Below are 17,387 nucleotides of genomic sequence, written 5' to 3' on the forward strand. Positions count from 1 at the left end.
TTAGTACTCCTTAATATTCAAGGATCACTGGTTCCGGATTTTCCGGTTCTTCATCATCACCATGCATGATAGAATCTATAGTTGGTAGCTTTTTCACCGGAGCAACTCTGGGAACAGGTGGTCGATTCAATAAATCGATCTGGCTACGATAATAATCAATCTCAGTATCTATCTTGGAAATCCGCCTACGTTTTTGTTCCAGCCGAGCTAGTAATTCCGCTTCATCCACACAAAGCCGTTCTCTCTCGGTAGCCAAGCGGTTCAACATCAGGAACATAGACCCAGAAGTGCGGGGTATTGCGCTAAAAGTAGGACGGTTCTGGGTATCGCGGAGGGTTTTTTGCTTTGGCTTCATGACACTCCCCTTTATCTATTAATCCTAACAAAATTCTTCAGCCAGTTGCGCAATTATCTGGCGATGTTTTAGTCTTTCGAGTGGATGTAAACCAGAGCTACGTAGCAAACCGCCACCCAATACATCAAAGCAAACTTGCAAGAAGTGCGTATCATGGGCACTTACTTCAAATTTCTGTAATTCTACCACTTTTGCAATCATAATGGCAGCCCGTACGGTGGGTTTAAGTTCTCCAGTACTTTGTTCACGAAAAGCTCGAACCAGACTAACGATTCGTTCGGCGCGTTCAACATCCATACCGGCGCGATTTGAAGTAATAAGCGTTTCGGTGGGTTTGTCAAAATAATCTAAATATATAGTTATCATGCGGTCGCGTAGCGCGTCCTGAGTTTTATGAACTCCGGCATAGTCTTCTGGATTGCTGGTAAAAATAGCAGCGAAATTGGGATGTACTTTTAAGTAGCTATTGCCAGCACGTGCTACCGGTAGCACCATTAATTTCTCTTCCAGAACCGAAAGCAAAACATTGTTAGCTTCTGGGCGGGAACGGGTAAATTCATCATATACCAAAGTATAACCTTCGCGGCAAGCAATCGTCAGACGGCTATCAGCCCAGCGTTGGGTCATATCTTCTTCGGTCTTAAGCACATTATGTACGAAATTATCCACTACTTTGCGGCGTCTGTAACCAAATTGTCCACCCACTAAGTCGGAGGTGCCAAACTGATCATCGCCGGTTAAAAGCATTAAAGGCTGCCCTAACAGGTTAGCTAGATGCATTGCCAGAGTAGTTTTACCACTGCCACTTGGCCCACAGAAATGAACAGCAAATCCGGCTTTGATATAAGCCATGCCTCGTTCCATTAATTCTTGGATAAAGGGAGTATTTGCAAATCCGCTGCGGGGTCTTAAATTTAGTACGGGCGGAGGCGGAGTATTAATTGATACAGTCGCATTAGTAGCCATGGTCAGTATTCCTTCCCCAAAGCACAGAAAACCCGGCAGGTGCCGGTAGTTTAAGACGAAATTTAATTATCGACAGGTAAGGGTGCAATCGGAATATTTACCAATTGCACCCTTCAAATCATATTGCCAGGTAAACCTTGTCACTCTTTCGCACTTTACCACTCTCCATCAGTTTTTTGAGATGGGATCTGAGTTGTTGGCGGCTTAGCCCTAGAGGTAGGAAATGATGTTCCAGTTCCTCATTAGTTAGCCCATCTGGGTTTAATGCCAGAAGAGAGAAAATATCAGCGGTTCCAATAAGCGTACTAGTGTGGTTAGTTTCAGCTATACTCATCACTGCTTCGGGTTCAGGTTTAACAACCGGCGTGACGGATTCTATTGCTTCACTTTTAGGCTCTACCACAGGAGTAACCTCTGCCACCATAGTGACGGGCGGTTCAGGCTCGGCAGGTTTGGCTGGCACTTCTACCGGAGTACTCTCTACTTTTAACTCAGGTTGCGGTTTAGGTTCAGGCTTTTTGGTTGCGGGAGCAGGCGTAGTTTCGGGTGTAGTACCGAACCGCTCATTGCGGAACCCTGCCAGTAACGCGGCAACTTCAGTAAGCCTTTGCAATACATTCTGGCGCAGCTTTGCAGCTTGCTCCATAGAGGCGGCAACGCGGGAGGCGTTCGCTACTCTTGTAAATTCTTCGACGCTATTGTGGCGGATGAGAGAGTCTGTTCTGAGTTGCTGGTGCAAATCATTTGACATCTGGAAGCGACTACCCTGGAAGTTGCGAAGCATATCCAAAATATTCGATAGTAATTCCATTCTGTCATTTTGAAGCTCTTCAGCCTGTTTTTCTGCACCACTAGCTCTGGAAGCAGAGGTGTCATTCAGAAAATCATCAACACTCTGTTTCCGATTCTGTGAATCTGCTTTTAGCTGCTGTTCCTGTTCGCTTGCTTTTTCTGCCCGCGTAGTCTGGTAGCCGTTTAGCATATCCAGCATCTGATTGAGCAACGCAAGCCGGTCGGATTGCAACTTTACAGCCTGTTCAGCGGAAAATGTTGTTCTGGAAGAACCAGTGTCCTTCAAAAACTCATCTACGCTTTGCCGGCGGTTGTTGGCATTTGTCTGCAAGGTCTGGTGCAATTCTTCTGACATTTCGGCCCTATCTGACATGAAACTCTGGAGCAGATTACTGATCTCCGTGAGCATCGATACCCGATCGGACTTTAATTTCTCATCCTGATCCCTGGCTTGACTCTGGCGATTCGCCGAGAAGTGACCCAGTAATTCTGCAAGGTCGGCAGCGCGATCAGCAAAATCTGCGGCTAGGTTTTCATGCAATTCTTGGTGTAGAACAGCCCGTTGCCCACGCAAATTTTGTATATCTTCGGCTACCTCTTCGGCTCTACTGGCTCTATTCCGGTTTAGATTCTCGCGCATCTCACTAGCACGTTCGGCACGTTCTTTAGCAAAATTAGCAAGCATGTCAGCAACACTTTGTGTTCGGGCTTTACGTTGTTCAGCAAGATTATCACGAAGCTTGATAGAAAATTCAACGCGTTCCCTGACAAGTTCGCTCATTAGACCGCTAACTTCGCTTTGTAGATCGAGGACGTATTTAGGAGAGTTGGGATCTTTTTCAGTTATCATCAGCCTGCACCTTTCTCTAATCTAGCGTGACGACATTTAACTTTTCAGTTACTAGGACTTGTAAGGGCGCTCCACTTACCCTTGAGGATAATGTGTGAGCGCCCCTAAAGTTCAAATGCCAGAGAAAGTATTAGGCGGCGGGGGCAGCAACGGTTTGGGTTAAACCGATGGCCTCAGCATACTTCAAATAAGTCTCAACCGAAGCAATAACTACACGGGCTTCAATTGCTAAAAGTTCAATACCTACCAAAGATACACGAGCCCAAGCATCAATTACGATACCTTTGTCCAAAATGCGGTCAATAACTTCGACGAGGCTGCTGGATGAATTGGTTTTCTCGACTGCCATGATAGTGGCTCCTTTCCCAAAACAAGTTTTAGGTAATAATTAGTTAGTTAATCCGTAAGTTTCATTTCGGTGCAGCAGTTTCCTGACTGCGCCCCAACTCTCTTTTCTTACAGTACTACTATGCCTTACTCTCTTGTTTAATACTATTACTCTCTTAAGCCATTCCGTCCTACCCATTTGATACTACCTATTTGGGTAATACCTGACTTGGGTAATGGTGCTAATTTTTTTTAATTCACCAGCCCTGAGCGGATTGCTTTGACCGCTGCATTGGTGCGATCTTGCGCCCCCAATTTGGTAATAATATTCTGCATGTGCTTTTTAACTGTCTCTTCTGAAATCATCAAACTTGTTCCAATCTGACGATTAGTCCAGCCCTCTGTAACCAGCTTTAACACATCCAACTCTCGCTCGCTGAGATGATAATTTGCTAGACCCTCACCGCCGCGTGCCAGCGCTTGCCCACGTACATTTGCCATAACCGTAAGCGCATGGCGGAGCATTTCGCTTTTCACCAGCACATGACCAGCATTAGCATTCCGAATCGTTTCACAGAGCAATTCCTTCGAAGCGTCTTTTAATACATACCCTACTGCCCCTGCCCTGACCGATTCGATGATATTCGTGTCGGCACTATACATAGTAAGCATTACTACCCTAGTACAGGGTAATTGGGCTTTAAGGCGGATTGTAGCCTCAATACCGTTCATACCAGGCATCATTATATCCATCAATATTACATTGGGTTTATATTTTAATGCCTGTGCAATAGCCTCAGCTCCATCTCGTGCCTCACCTACTACACTAACCCCAGGATCTTCGCTCAAAATTGATCGAAGTCCTTCCAATACTATTTGATGGTCATCTACAATTAGCACAGTGATTGGGGTAGATGGGGAGTAGGATGTAATTACAGATTCTTGAAAATAGTCATCTGTTTGACTTATCATAGCGATGCCCTCATCATTCTGATTTATCTACTGGAAGGTTTAAGCGTATTGTTGTGCCTTGGTTCTTCATACTGCTCAATTCAAGTGTTGCTCCAATTTCCTGAGCACGTTCTTGCATTGCTATCAGTCCTAAACCACCTTTGCCATTCCTCCTGATTTTCTTTGGGTCAATACCGACACCCCAATCTCGCAATACAATTTCGAAACTACCATCCTCAAGGAACATCATATGCAATTCAACCCGTTTGGCAGCAGCATGCTTGCGAATGTTATTTAAACCTTCTTTTAGAATGCTATATATTTTTTCTTGATGATCACGGGGAATATCAGGTTCTTCGGCTTCAAATTCGTATGCCCAACCTTGCTCTTCCTTGCAACGTTGTAGCTCAAGTTGAAGAGCATCTAAGAGACTCAGGTTTCCTAAATCATCTAGGCGTAACCCTTCAATTACGGCTCTGGCTTCGCCTAATGCCTGTTGCACTAGTATACGAGCCTTTAATATCAAATTCGTATATTCATCACGGCGTTCTGGAGGGAGATTCTCGAGGATTTGTAAGTAGTGGAGTACGGGTATTAGGGTTTGGGCAACCCCATCATGAATATCATAGCATACCCGGCGAATCTCACGCTCGTGAGACCTAATAAGTTGTTGAATAACTTTGACTGCATCATATCCGTTACTGACAAAATTATTCAACTCAAATTCTACTGCTTCTGATGCATCAAGCTGGTTACCAGAATCAGCGTCATTGTCACGATCCTTGTTTCTATCGTTACGGATTACCATTACCGCCCTATTATTCTGATCAGAGAAAAATCTGCGATCTGGATATTGGCGAAATTTTAATGTATTTTAACTCATAAGGTTTAGTAACCACTCGAAACAGTAAATATTAAGATTCTCAGGTTTGGGTGTTTTACTGATTGTAGTAGTGAGCAGACTGAAAATTTGGTTCGAATTTGAGTATCTGTATAGTTACTTAATATAGAACTAAAATTCCAGAATTAAATTACATTAAAATTTGATCACTCATTTAGATTTAATTTTTCTTCTGAGTATACCCAAACTTATCTCTACTCAGTTCCATTCATTTTAATTCAGGTTCGAAATAGACACAATAGCAATGTTTTTAATTAAAAGCGTTTAATTAAATGGATGCACTAAAGATCACAATATTTACAATTATTGTATCTATAATGATTATGACCTCTAGGATTATAATGTATCTCCGTTTTTAATTAATTATTTTTAATTAATATTCTCGTAGCTACAATTATAATAATTTTTCTCAAAACCAGCGCAGTTATCTAAATCTCGGATGCAAGAGGTTTGGTTATAATAGGGTAGATTGAGCATTTTTTAATGCTTGATTCTGAAGTAATGTTGTATAGGAATTAAGTTAAAGTAGATATTTCGAGTTCAAATATCTTATGAAATAGTACGGCAAGTCACCATATATCCATTGTAAATACCAAAAGCACGCACTACAAACTTTAACTTGCCTTTTGCTATAAGTAGCTGTTTTAAATAATTGTATCTTAATAAAAACTCTAAGCATATTAATATATTATTGTAAATTATATTTTAATGTGCTTGGATTATTATTTCTATTCTAAATACTGGATTCTATTCTAAGTTGTTTTTTGTCGATTCGAAAATTTGTTGTTTAATATAAGTAACCCTAAAATAGGATGGTTTGTTTAATAATTGTGGGGTTTTCAAGAGGTTTTTACCAATGAAAGAGGGGCTTTTAGTGACTAACTTCACAAATTATAATAATTCCTGATATACTTAGTCCATCTAAATTGCTGCTTTTTGATAAATTATATCTCCCAGAACTGAGAAATTAAATGACAAATCAATTTGATGTAATTCTAGTCGGGGCAGGGCACAACGGGTTGGCGGCAGCTTGCTACTTGGCTAAAGCCGGGTACAAGGTATTAGCATTGGAAAGGCGTAATATTGTGGGTGGAGCAGTAGTCACCGAAAGCGATATTTTTCCCGGTTTCAAGCTCGATACTTGTAGCAGTTTTCACGTAGTTATTCACGGGACACCTGTCGTAAGCGAACTTGAACTTGAGAAATTCGGGCTTGAATATATAGATGTTGACCCTTGGGCTTTTGCACCTTTTCCGAACGGAAACTATATAATTTTTTATCGCGATGTTGACCGCACCGCCGAAACCATCGCCCGTTTTTCACCACACGATGCCGAAGCCTATCGCAAATTTATGCGGCGTTGGATGAAATTCAACGAAACTATAATGGAAGTCTTTTGCACCCCCCCACGAATCTCCCAAGTAGCAAAAAAGATAATACCGCGCGAAATAAAACATCGGGGCGAATTCACCAGAATGGGTATTAATCCTTTTATGTTGCGCGACATCCTCAGTCCCTACGGCAAAGTTATTGAGCGCACCTTCGAGTCGCCGGAAGTGCGAGGGGCTTTAGCTTGGCTAGGCGCACAAAGTGGTCCCGGTCCGAAAGAAATGGCAAGCGGCGAGCTAATGGCAATGCAACAAAGCCTGTATCATATGCTGGGAGTACGTCGCCCACGCGGTGGCAGCGGCATGCTCACTCAAGCTATGGCGCGCTGCCTCGAACATTACGGCGGCGAGGTACAGACTTGCGCCGAAGTAAAGCAACTACTTGTAGAGCAAGGAATAATCAAGGGGGTTGAACTTGATAATGGAGAGCGGTTTTACGCCCCGGTAGTAGTTTCCAACGCGCATGTACAAACTACCTTGCTGGATTTATTACCACAAGGCACGCTCAATTCCAAATTTCAGAATAAGGTTGAAAAAATCAAGGTGTCAGACGGTTTTGGCATGACGCTGCGGTGCACCGTCAACAACCTACCCAATTATAATGCATTGCCAAGCGTGATGGTAGATGGAAAAGTGCAAGCGGGAGAACAGCACCGAGGAATGCAACTGTTATGCCCCTCAATCGAATATTTGCAGCGTACCTACGACGAGGCTGAAAAAGGTTTGCCGCCTAGTAAGCCTGCCGTAATTGCCATGACTCCTAGCGTGATAGATGATACATTGGCACCAAAGGGCAACCATGCCTTTTATATTTGGGCGCAAACTCACCCCTACCGATTGTCAAATGGCGAGCATTGGGAAGATATACGCGAGAGAGAAGCCGAGAAATGTCTGGAGGTAGTTGAAGAATATGCCCCCGGCTTCCGAAAAGAAGTAGAGGGAATTTATATCAAAACTCCGGTTGATCTTGAGCGAATCAACGGGCTGTTGAAGGGTAATCTGATGCATGTTGATATGTCGCTCAAGCAAATGTTTTTCTGGAGACCATTCTCCCAGCTTGCCAATTATCGCACTCCGATAAAAGGTCTTTATCTAACCGGAGCAAGCACGCATCCGGGGGGTGGAGTTAGCGCCGCTTCCGGTTATAACGCCGCACAAGTAATGCTGACAGACCTGCACCGCTAAACCTGCCTTTATATAGATTCTCCCCCGTTTCTTTGCATTAAAATTAGCGGGGGATTTTTCATTTTCTCTGAAAATAATTAGTTATTTGAAGAAATTAAAAGTGCTATAAAATCCCTTCGTTTTTTAACTCTTCCATCTGGAGCGGGGAATAGCCCAGTTCCGCTAAAATTTGCGCGGTATGTTGCCCTAGCAACGGTGGCGCATACTTTATTGTAGGCGGAGTTTCGCTCATGTGAATAGGCGACCCCACCACTTTTAAGATTCCGGCAGTGGGGTGCTCAATTTCCTTGACGATTTCAAGTGCAAGGGTATGCGGATCGCTAAAAACTCGGTCGAGGGTATTTATTGCACCTGCCGGAATATCAGTTGCAATCATCAGTTTGAGCCATTCGGCAGTGGGACGATTCAGGAAAATTGCTTGCAACAAGGGAACCAGCATCTCTCGGTTTCGCACCCGGTTCTGGTTTTCTTTAAAGCGCGGGTCTTCTGCTAATTCAGAACAGCCTGCCAACTTGCAAAACTTGGCAAACTGATTATCCGTGCCGATTCCCACCGCAATGCTTGTATCAGCGGTGTGGAAAGGTTGGTAGGGCACAACCGTAGCATGAGCGTTTCCATAGCGGAGTGGTAGCTTATCAGTCACAAGATAGCTGCTGGCGATATTTGCCAGCCATGCCAGCGCACACTCATACAGTGACACCTCGACCTTTTGACCGCGCTTTTCTGGAGAACGTTCGCGGGCGAAAAGCGCCGCCAGAATGGCGTTAGCTGCGTATAACCCTGTAGTTATGTCAACTAAAGCTACGCCCACTTTCATCGGATCGCCTTCGGCTTCGCCGGTGATGCTCATAATGCCGGTTTCAGCTTGCAAAACAAAATCATAACCCGGTCGTTCTTTATAAGGACCAACCGAACCATAGCCACTAATAGTGCAATAAATAAGCGAAGGGTTTAGCTTGTTAAGACTCTCATAATCAAGCCCCATGCTTGCCATATCACCGAATTTAAAATTCTCGACCAGTACATCGGCTTCCTTGACGAGCTTACGTAGTAAGTCGCGCCCTTTTTCTTTTTTCAGATTCAAGGTAATGCTGCGCTTATTGCGGTTGACACACAGATAATAAGCCGCTTCACCTCCAGCAAAGGGAGGTCCCCAAGCACGGCTACCATCGCCCAAACCGGGTTGCTCTACCTTAATAATCTCTGCACCCAAATCGCCTAGAATCTGGGTACAGTAAGGACCCGCCAGAATCCGGCTCAAATCGAGAATTTTTACACCTTCAAGGGCTTTTGGCATAGCTTCTAAATTATTTCCCCTTAATAAATAAGTGACTATTTCAAAATTTTAGTGCAATTTTGCAATGTGGTCAAACAAAAATATTGCGGGTAGTATTTACCACCCGCATGATTATTTGCACAATCTAAAGTTGATTCTTCAATAGATTTTCTTAATTTAATACCCTGCGCTCAAACCTCCTTTCACATCACCTGCTTCATTGCCCAGATAGGCTTTGAAAAGTTCCAGAAATACCCGATTAAGACGACGACGATCAAGGGCACGACGATCAGCCATTGCCCTGATATTGACCCCATCATAAACGGCTGTTATCAAAAGAGCGACTGATTCGGCATCAACCGCCCGGATTTGCCCAACATCAATTGCTTCCCGGATTAGTCTAGCATGCAAACTATCCAGAAAAGAGTACATTTTCTCAAGTTGCACCTGTACGGTCGGGTCAACCATCGCCTGATGCAAGAATTGAACGAAAAGCCGCCCCATTACATCAAAATTGTAACGGCGAGCCAATTCTTCTTCTTGTTTTACCAGTTCTCCAGCGATACGGGTTAGGGCTTCAAGGCGCTGGAAAAAATCGGCGGGGGCTTCACTAACCTTCTGGAAATGGGCTGTAACATCTTCAACCCACAATTCCAACAGGGTCAAAAATATTTCATGCTTGTTATTAAACCAGTAGTAAATGCCACCCTTACTGATACCGCTCTCGGTAATTATATCCTCGATGGTGGTCAGGTCATAGCCTTTGCGGGCAAAACAAAGCCGCGCTGCCATCATTATTTTTTCTTTGCGTTCTTCCTCTACACCGAGTTTGGGCATTGTTAAGCCTAGATTTTATGGGAAATTAGTGCGGGTTATTTATATAAAACCGCTCAGTCGGTTTTATATTATTATAAACCGTTTCCTTGAAATTGCAAGCTCATTCAAGTAGAATATAATTATTAAATAAACTAATACCGAGCGGGATAAATTTTCCGACTCCTGGGGAGAAACATGCCTGACGATCAAAATAATCAGAAGACACGTAAGCGAAAGGTACAACCGGAAAATCCGGAGCCAATCGCAGATAAACCAAAACCTATCCGCAAAAATGTGCGACGTAAGAAAGAACCGACAGAAGCTTTAGAGGCTAGTCCTAAAAAGCCACGTCGATCTAGAAAAGTTGATGCAAAAACTAACAGCGAGATATTGCAGGGTCTCCAGGATATTGACCTAGCAGATCTGAAGAACCTAGATGATGATAAAGCTGCCGCCCTACTACGTTTGATAGCTCAGATTGAAGCTGAAAAGAACAAGGGCGACAGTGATTCCGAGGATGAAGAGGACAACAAGCCTCAAATCCCCGATATATTGCCAATCCTACCGCTAAAAGACACGGTAGTTTACCCACTAACGGTTTTCCCTTTGGCAGTTGGACAAGAACGTTCAATTCGCCTGATCGAAGAAGTAGTAGGGATAGGTGGAGATAGGCTGGTAGGGTTAGTCGCTCAGAAAAATATTGAACAAGAACAGGCGGGACCCGACGACAGTTTTAAAATCGGAACAGTGGCACTGGTACACAAGTTGCTCAAAGTACCGGATGGTTCTATTCGCCTCGCAGTTCAAGGAATTGAAAAAATTGAGGTGCTGGAATATATCCAGACCGAACCATATTTAAAAGCGCGTATCCGGATTATACAGGACGTTGAGGAAACAGGAGTAGAGGTTGAGGCGTTGATGCGCAACTCGATTACTCTTTTCCAACGACTGGTGTCGCTCGTACCGCAAATCCCGGACGAACTGTTGATGGCTGCCATCAACATAGAGCAACCTCGTCAGCTTGCCTACCTTATCGGCACCAGTGTACGGATGGATCTTGAGCAACGTCAGGAAATTCTTGAAACTGTCAACGTGCGTGAAAAGCTGGAAAAGCTCAACGCCTTTCTTACTAAAGAACTGGAAGTGCTAGAACTTGGTCGCAAAATCCAGTCACAGGTTCAGGAAGAACTCAACAAATCACAGCGCGAGTACTTTCTGCGTGAACAGTTAAAAGCTCTCCAGAAAGAATTGGGCGAGGAAGACCCCCAAGTTGCCGAAATAAACCAGTTACGCGAAACTCTCCAGAAATCACATATACCGGCAGAAGGACGGCGCGAAGCTGAGCGTGAACTCGATCGCCTCTCTCGCCTACCGCCCGCCGCCGCCGAGTATGGCGTAATCAAAACTTACTTGGACTGGCTGGTTAGCCTACCTTGGAATAAAACTACCGAAAACGCGCTAGATATTATCAAAGCGCGTCAGACGCTCGATGAGGATCACTACGACCTCGAAAAGGTCAAAGAGCGTATTCTGGAATATCTAGCGGTGCGCAAACTACGCCTTGAGCGCCAGAAAGCAGCACAAGCGGTCGCAGAGGCAGTACCTTCGGAATCCCTTGCGGAGGATGATCCAACCCATCGCCCACCTACCTTTGAGGAGGTGCATCATTACACGGGTCCGCGTGAGCCTATATTGTGTTTTGTGGGACCACCCGGCGTTGGTAAAACCAGTCTGGGACAAAGTATCGCAAGAGCGTTGGGGCGTAAGTTTACCCGTATGTCGCTGGGCGGTATGCGCGATGAAGCTGAGATTCGCGGACACCGTCGCACCTATATCGGGGCGATGCCGGGGCGTATAATTCAGGCTTTGCGCCGTGCCGAATCTTCCGACCCGGTCTTTATGCTGGATGAAGTGGACAAAATCGGGATGGATTATCGGGGTGATCCGAGTTCAGCCTTGCTGGAAGTGCTTGATCCTGAGCAAAACAGCGATTTCCGCGACCATTATTTGGACGTGCCTTTCGATCTGTCCAAAGTAATGTTCATTGCAACCGCCAACTTGCTCGACCCCATCCCGGCACCGTTGCGCGATCGTATGGAGATTCTAACACTATCTGGTTACACCGAGGATGAGAAAGTTAAAATTGCTTTCAATTATCTGATTCCTAAAATGTTGAAAGCAAACGCACTCACCGAGGAAGATGCCGTATTTGAAGAAGCGGCAGTACACCGTCTAGTGCGCGAATACACCCGTGAGGCAGGGGTACGCAATCTTGAGCGGGAGATTGCAACGGTACTTCGGAAAGTAGCCCGAACTGTGGCAGAAGGCAATACCGAAAAAACCCTGATAAACGAAGCCAAAGTAACCGAATTGCTAGGCAAACAACGCTATTTCTATGACGTGGCGGAGCGTACCCAACAACCGGGCGTGGCGACCGGATTGGCAGTCACCGAAGTAGGTGGCGATATTCTGTTCATTGAGGCAACCCGTATGCCCGGTAGCAAAAATCTGATGGTAACGGGGCAACTGGGCGATGTCATGCGCGAATCTGTGCAGGCAGCGTTAAGTTATGTGCGTTCTCGCGCCACGCATCTGGGTATTGAGCCAGCCTTCTTCGAAAAAAACGATATCCACATCCATATTCCGGCAGGCGCGATTCCAAAGGACGGACCAAGTGCAGGTATCACCATAACCACCGCGATTGTCTCGTTGCTAACCGGACGCTCGGTGCATGGGGATATAGCAATGACGGGGGAAATAACCCTGCGCGGCAAGGTCTTGCCTATCGGAGGGGTCAAGGAGAAGGTGCTGGCAGCGCGGCGTGCCGGGCTTAAAACTGTTATTCTACCTAAAATGAACGAACGTGACCTTGACGACTTAACGCCTGAATTGCGGCAAGAGATAACTTTTGTACTGGTTGATAATATCGATGAGGTGCTGGAAGCAGCTCTGAACAAACCCGGTGAACATAATTTGCCACTCAATGGAGTTGATTTAGAACCCATCAAGAACGGCAAAGAAGACAATGAGGTTGTCACCAAACCAAAGAGTCGCAAAAAGCAATAACACCATGGCTCAAGTCGAAATTATTATCCCAAACTGGAACGGGCGCGAACTCCTTCGCGCCTGTCTTGATTCTCTGAGGGCGCAAACATACCCTGATTTTAAAATTATCGTGGTGGATAATGCCTCCTCCGATGGCTCGGTGGAATTTTTGCAAAGACACTATCCAGAAGTGGAGTTGTTGGAATTACCTGAAAATCGGGGCTTTGCAGGTGGAATCAACGCCGGAATTCGAGCGGGTACTGCCCCCTATCTCTGCTGGTTTAACAACGATGCCGAAGCAGCGCCGGATTTTCTTGAAAAGTTACTGAACGAACTTATAAAAGTAGAGGGGAAAGGCTTCGGTTTTGCCGCACCGCGCATTTGCCTACATTCTGACCATAACACCCTAAACTCGGCGGGAATTTTTATCGGGCAAGATGGTATCGCCAGAGAGCGCGGTTTCTTGCGTCCGAATGCCGCCCCCTACGACCAACCGCAAGAAGTTTTTGGACCTGCCGGAGCCGCCGCGCTCTTTCGGCGAGAGCTTTTCGAGCGAACAGGCTTGCTGGATGAGGATTACTTTATGTACGGAGATGAAGATGATCTGAGTTATCGGGCACAATTGCTGGGTTATCGTTGCTTGTATGTTCCCGGTGCGGTTGCCTATCATCAGGTTTCAGCTTCATCTCGAAAAGTGCGACCCCAAACGGCGCAACGCGCTTCCCGAAATAGCCTTACCACTATCTTGAAAAATATGCCCCTGCCGCTGGTGCTGGCGTACAGTCCTGCCATAATAACCGGGCAATTTTATCAGTTAGCCCGCTTTGGACAGCAAGGTGTATTTATTCCCGCGCTTATGGGCAAATTGGACGCGATGCGGTTACTGGCGCAAACTTTGAAAAAGAGGCATATAGTGCAAAAAACCCGGCTAATATCGCTCACTGATTTTCGCGCCCGTCTCAAATTAGGACGCAATCTGCCCCGTTTTCTCGAAACTCGTTTGAAGGGGCATTAAAAACCCCTCTCACCCGATTGGGCGGAGGGGCGTTAACTGTCATCTCAATAAGTTATTGGCTGACAGGAGCAGGAGCAGGATTAACCGAACCCCAACTAAAATTGATTTCTTTAAGATTCACGTTCACCGAATCGCCTTTGTAGCGAGCCGCCGCCGCGAAATTCCATTTGATACCGCTAGTGGTAATCGGCGTGGGGTCGAGGAAACTGCCGTAATCAACTTTCACCCTGACTTGATTCCCATCCCACACAATTAGGAAGTGATGAGATTGGCGCGGATCGAGCAAGTTGGGATCGGAATAACGCCAGAGCGGTCCGTTTGCGGTAGTACCTTCGACCATAATAGTCAACCCGTTCGGGCTGATTATCGAATCGCTTATCACCCCTACTCTGACCTCCTCACCGACATCATTTACTATCTGGACATAGGCTTTATAGCCGGAACCGCTGCCAAAGTTGCAATTCTGCCCGTTGGCATCGCATATCGGCGCAAATTCGACATCCAGTCCACCCGAATTACCAACATTGCCGGGGATTGTGCTTGCTCCGGCGGTGTAATTGTTGACCGGATTATCATTCCAATAGCTATCCACCACCCGTTTACCCTCAATCTTGACCGAACCGAAATCGGGGGAAATAGTGGTCTTCAAGCCCTGATCGGTTTGCCAATTGGTCAGTTGGGTAGTCATACCACTTCCGGTAGTAAAGGTCAGCTTATCGGAAGCCACCTCCTGCCCAATAATATCTCTGGTTCTCGCCCGCAGATTATAGGTGCGGTTCGGGGCAAGATCACCCAGATAAACCACATGGTTGGTGCCCATAAAAGTTCCCGGAGTGGTGTGGAAACGGTAGTTAGTGTCGAAGCCGTATTCCAACCAGTCAGTCGTAGGAACATTGGTGTTCCAAGAGATAGTGGCATTGCCGCTACCGATATTCTTAATCTGAACATTGCTAAGCTGCACCGGTGTAATGTTAGCGCCCCACAGGAAGCTAACCGCCAAGCGATTGCCATCTTTCCAACCAGCGCCGCCTAAACCGAGGTCAGTCCACCATGTACCATCGCCGACATCTATGGAACTTGGGTTGACTACATCATCCCCGAACTCATTTTTGCCATTATTGTAGTTGTTAAAGAAGGCTTTTTCAGCCATCGGCATCCCTACCGGTAGGTCATTCCACATATCGCGAGGGGCTGTCCAGTAATTATCCTGATTACTCCACGGACCGACATCATAAACCGGGGCAACGCCGCTTTTACCGTTCGGGGCAACAATTCGAACTTGGTAATCGCTGCTGCCTTTTTTGGAGAGAGAACGCCAACTTGGCAGCGAAACGAAGCGATCATTCGGTACTATAACATGTCCGCTGGCAGTACGTCCCCCTACCATCCCTTGCCGCGTACCATACACCTTGTAGGTAGCAGGTTGGTTGGCAGCCAACATAGCTAAATTAGCGTTATTACCGTTGAAAAAGGTATTGACGTTCTGGCTATTGGCTGCCAGCGAAATACCCATAAACTCAGGGCTTATACCTTCGTCCGCCGAAAACATACGGATGCGATATTCGGCGTAAAGATATAATTTATTGGAGTCGAAGCGGGCTACTTGCCCACTCTGATTTAAAAGCTCCCAGAGCGTCCAGTTTTGCCCGTCACCACTAGCGCGTACATCAATTTGGAGGGCAGTGCGAACAGGCACATTCGCCAGCCATTCCACCCGCAATACATTAAAAGGCTCGTTAAACCGGATTGTAGTGGAGTCCATCAAACCAAAGTTGAGCCAGTTGCCGCTCCAAGCAGGCGGGGTTACCTTTTCATTGCCAATCTGAACGGTGGAGTTTCCGCCCCGATAAGCTACCAGCGCGTTATTGGCGTTGGTGGATTGAACTGCTACCAAAGCATCCGCATTTTGCTTCACCACTTGCGGGAAATCTGCGGTGGAAACAGTATTTAGCTCACCTAAACGGGTAGGAATAGACACATGAGTCATCGCCGCAGTTACAAGGCTCATAACCAGTAACATTAGCGCAAGAACGCGCCCCATACTTTCAAATGAATGCGACGGATAAAATCCTAATTTTCTGTTAATCAACCTTTTACAACACCTTTGGAAGCCTGCTCAGCAAACTCACGTTTGGCAGCCGCCAATAATTCTGGCTTTGCCAACAAATCCAGCGCGGTTAACGCTAGAGCGCGGGCAGCATTGAGCATCCCCCGTTGACCCACATCGGAATAAGCCGCTTCACGAAACTCTACGCTGTGTCCTGAAACGCTCTCCGGGGCTATAGCTAGATAAGCATGGATGGATGGCACGACTTGGCTGACATTACCCATGTCAGTGCTACCCATCGCTTCGTTTGGCTCAGGCTGAACCACCTCCAGACCAAGCTTTTCCAGCTTTTCGGCAAAGAGGCGCGCCATTACGCCGTTAGGAACCATATTGTCGTAGCGGGTATGTTCTAATACGTTAAAATCGAGTGTCGCGCCGGTTGCCAGTGCAGCGGCTTCGGCACAGCGACGGAATTTTTCCAAAACCTCATCGGCATATTTGCGGTCGGCGGCACGCACGCTAAAGGAAGCGCTGGCAAAGTCTGGCACGATATTAACCGCTTGCCCACCATTGGTAATAATGCCGTGTACCCGCGCATCGGGGCGCAGGTGTTGCCGTAAGGCGTTTATATTATTGAAAGTCTGGATAACCGCATCAAGCGCATTGATACCCATTTCGGGATGGGCGGCGCTATGGCTTGCTTTCCCTTTGAAAGATAGCTCGATACGGGTGGCGGCAAGGCTGCCACGAGTGGTTATATTGCGGGTACTGGGGTGGAATATGAGAGCAGCATCTACTTTCTTAAAAATGCCACGGTTTACCATTAGCACCTTGCCACCACCTCCTTCTTCGGCGGGTGTGCCATACACCGCCAGTTGTCCGGGCAATTGGTCTAGCACCTCGCGCAAAGCCCACGCTGCGCCTAACGTGGCAGTTGCCATCAGGTTATGCCCACAGCCATGCCCTAAACCGGGTAGGGCATCGTATTCGGCTAACAAGGCGATTTGGGGGGGGGAAGAGGAACCGACTCTAGCAACAAAAGCGGTGTCAAGTTCGGCAATACCGCGTTCAACCTCAAACCCGCGCTCTTCCAGAGAAGCGGTTAACAGGGCGACGGCACGGAATTCTTTGTAGGCAATCTCAGGATCAGAATGAATTGTGCGACTGAGCTGGATTAGCCTTTCGCTGTCACGTTCAATCGTGCCTAGAATCCGGCTTTCCAGTTCTTTATACAACTTTTCGGTAATGTCACTAGCGGACTTAGTCAAAAATGTTTTACTCCAGATAAAATCAAAACTTACAAGCAAGAACAATAGCTTGTACGCTAATTACAGCAAACGCTTCAAGCGTTTTGATTTTCCCAGCACCTATGAACCAAAATGACATTTAAACCCAATAGTGAGCAACAATGCTTTATAATTGTGTTTATTATAACATGCTCTGGCAAGTCAATTTAAATCTCCCTTTATTATA

13 protein-coding genes are annotated in these 17,387 nt (G+C 46.2%); 3 read left to right on the forward strand and 10 right to left on the reverse strand.

Features of this window, described 5'->3' with window-relative positions:
- Positions 1-10 precede the first annotated feature (10 nt).
- The 6 genes from OZ401_RS16880 to OZ401_RS16905 all read right to left on the reverse strand — a co-directional run bounded on the left by OZ401_RS16880 (position 11) and on the right by OZ401_RS16905 (position 5,049).
- Positions 11-355, reverse strand: a complete 345-nt coding sequence (locus tag OZ401_RS16880; protein ID WP_341471615.1) for a hypothetical protein — start codon at positions 353-355, stop codon at positions 11-13.
- 24 nt (positions 356-379) lie between these two features.
- Complete coding sequence (gene gvpN / locus OZ401_RS16885) at positions 380-1,321, reverse strand: gas vesicle protein GvpN (protein ID WP_341471616.1); 942 nt, start codon at positions 1,319-1,321, stop codon at positions 380-382.
- A 118-nt stretch (positions 1,322-1,439) separates the two neighbouring features.
- Positions 1,440-2,963 carry a hypothetical protein gene (locus OZ401_RS16890; protein WP_341471617.1) on the reverse strand — a complete coding sequence of 508 codons (1,524 nt, stop codon included), beginning with the start codon at positions 2,961-2,963 and terminating at the stop codon, positions 1,440-1,442.
- Positions 2,964-3,093: 130 nt separating this feature from the next.
- Positions 3,094-3,312, reverse strand: a complete 219-nt coding sequence (gene gvpA, locus OZ401_RS16895; RefSeq protein ID WP_341471618.1) for a gas vesicle structural protein GvpA — start codon at positions 3,310-3,312, stop codon at positions 3,094-3,096.
- A 230-nt stretch (positions 3,313-3,542) separates the two neighbouring features.
- Positions 3,543-4,262, reverse strand: coding sequence for a response regulator (locus OZ401_RS16900; RefSeq protein ID WP_341471619.1), 720 nt, complete (start codon positions 4,260-4,262; stop codon positions 3,543-3,545).
- A 13-nt stretch (positions 4,263-4,275) separates the two neighbouring features.
- Positions 4,276-5,049 carry a sensor histidine kinase gene (locus OZ401_RS16905; protein ID WP_341471620.1) on the reverse strand — a complete coding sequence of 258 codons (774 nt, stop codon included), beginning with the start codon at positions 5,047-5,049 and terminating at the stop codon, positions 4,276-4,278.
- A gap of 1,064 nt (positions 5,050-6,113) precedes the next feature.
- On the opposite strand from OZ401_RS16905, the gene OZ401_RS16910 reads away from it, so the two are divergent.
- The gene (locus OZ401_RS16910; RefSeq protein ID WP_341471621.1) at positions 6,114-7,715 is read left to right on the forward strand and encodes a phytoene desaturase family protein; all 1,602 of its coding nucleotides are present in this window, start codon (positions 6,114-6,116) and stop codon (positions 7,713-7,715) included.
- A gap of 103 nt (positions 7,716-7,818) precedes the next feature.
- Here OZ401_RS16910 and OZ401_RS16915 read toward each other — a convergent pair whose 3' ends face one another.
- Together OZ401_RS16915 and OZ401_RS16920 are read right to left on the reverse strand one after the other, a co-directional pair.
- Entirely contained in the window at positions 7,819-9,012 is a 1,194-nt protein-coding gene (locus OZ401_RS16915; RefSeq protein WP_341471622.1) for a CaiB/BaiF CoA transferase family protein, read from the reverse strand.
- 156 nt (positions 9,013-9,168) lie between these two features.
- Positions 9,169-9,828: a TetR/AcrR family transcriptional regulator gene (locus OZ401_RS16920; RefSeq protein ID WP_341471623.1), complete on the reverse strand. Its 660-nt coding sequence runs from the start codon at positions 9,826-9,828 to the stop codon at positions 9,169-9,171.
- A 174-nt stretch (positions 9,829-10,002) separates the two neighbouring features.
- Between OZ401_RS16920 and lon the strand changes: the two genes are divergently transcribed.
- Both lon and OZ401_RS16930 read left to right on the forward strand, forming a co-directional pair.
- On the forward strand, positions 10,003-12,873 hold the full coding sequence (gene lon / locus OZ401_RS16925; RefSeq protein ID WP_341471624.1) for an endopeptidase La: 2,871 nt from the start codon (positions 10,003-10,005) through the stop codon (positions 12,871-12,873).
- A gap of 4 nt (positions 12,874-12,877) precedes the next feature.
- Positions 12,878-13,867 carry a glycosyltransferase family 2 protein gene (locus tag OZ401_RS16930; RefSeq protein WP_341471625.1) on the forward strand — a complete coding sequence of 330 codons (990 nt, stop codon included), beginning with the start codon at positions 12,878-12,880 and terminating at the stop codon, positions 13,865-13,867.
- A gap of 52 nt (positions 13,868-13,919) precedes the next feature.
- Here the strand turns inward: OZ401_RS16930 and OZ401_RS16935 are convergent, their stop codons facing one another.
- Positions 13,920-15,887: a fibronectin type III domain-containing protein gene (locus tag OZ401_RS16935; protein ID WP_341471626.1), complete on the reverse strand. Its 1,968-nt coding sequence runs from the start codon at positions 15,885-15,887 to the stop codon at positions 13,920-13,922.
- A gap of 65 nt (positions 15,888-15,952) precedes the next feature.
- Positions 15,953-17,182, reverse strand: a complete 1,230-nt coding sequence (locus OZ401_RS16940; protein ID WP_341471627.1) for a M20 family metallopeptidase — start codon at positions 17,180-17,182, stop codon at positions 15,953-15,955.
- Positions 17,183-17,387 lie beyond the last annotated feature (205 nt).

Source organism: Candidatus Chlorohelix allophototropha (assembly GCF_030389965.1).
Taxonomy (GTDB): Bacteria; Chloroflexota; Chloroflexia; order Chloroheliales; family Chloroheliaceae; genus Chlorohelix; species Chlorohelix allophototropha.

Bases quoted from the DNA above. Each gene is read 5' to 3' on its own strand.
- gvpN (WP_341471616.1), bottom strand. From the start codon at position 1,321: ATGGCTACTAATGCGACTGTATCAATTAATACTCCGCCTCCGCCCGTA.
- OZ401_RS16920 (WP_341471623.1), bottom strand. From the start codon at position 9,828: ATGCCCAAACTCGGTGTAGAGGAAGAACGCAAAGAAAAAATAATGATG.
- OZ401_RS16880 (WP_341471615.1), bottom strand. From the start codon at position 355: ATGAAGCCAAAGCAAAAAACCCTCCGCGATACCCAGAACCGTCCTACT.
- OZ401_RS16890 (WP_341471617.1), bottom strand. From the start codon at position 2,963: ATGATAACTGAAAAAGATCCCAACTCTCCTAAATACGTCCTCGATCTA.
- OZ401_RS16935 (WP_341471626.1), bottom strand. From the start codon at position 15,887: ATGTTACTGGTTATGAGCCTTGTAACTGCGGCGATGACTCATGTGTCT.
- gvpA (WP_341471618.1), bottom strand. From the start codon at position 3,312: ATGGCAGTCGAGAAAACCAATTCATCCAGCAGCCTCGTCGAAGTTATT.
- OZ401_RS16910 (WP_341471621.1), top strand. From the start codon at position 6,114: ATGACAAATCAATTTGATGTAATTCTAGTCGGGGCAGGGCACAACGGG.
- OZ401_RS16900 (WP_341471619.1), bottom strand. From the start codon at position 4,262: ATGATAAGTCAAACAGATGACTATTTTCAAGAATCTGTAATTACATCC.
- lon (WP_341471624.1), top strand. From the start codon at position 10,003: ATGCCTGACGATCAAAATAATCAGAAGACACGTAAGCGAAAGGTACAA.
- OZ401_RS16905 (WP_341471620.1), bottom strand. From the start codon at position 5,049: ATGGTAATCCGTAACGATAGAAACAAGGATCGTGACAATGACGCTGAT.
- OZ401_RS16930 (WP_341471625.1), top strand. From the start codon at position 12,878: ATGGCTCAAGTCGAAATTATTATCCCAAACTGGAACGGGCGCGAACTC.
- OZ401_RS16915 (WP_341471622.1), bottom strand. From the start codon at position 9,012: ATGCCAAAAGCCCTTGAAGGTGTAAAAATTCTCGATTTGAGCCGGATT.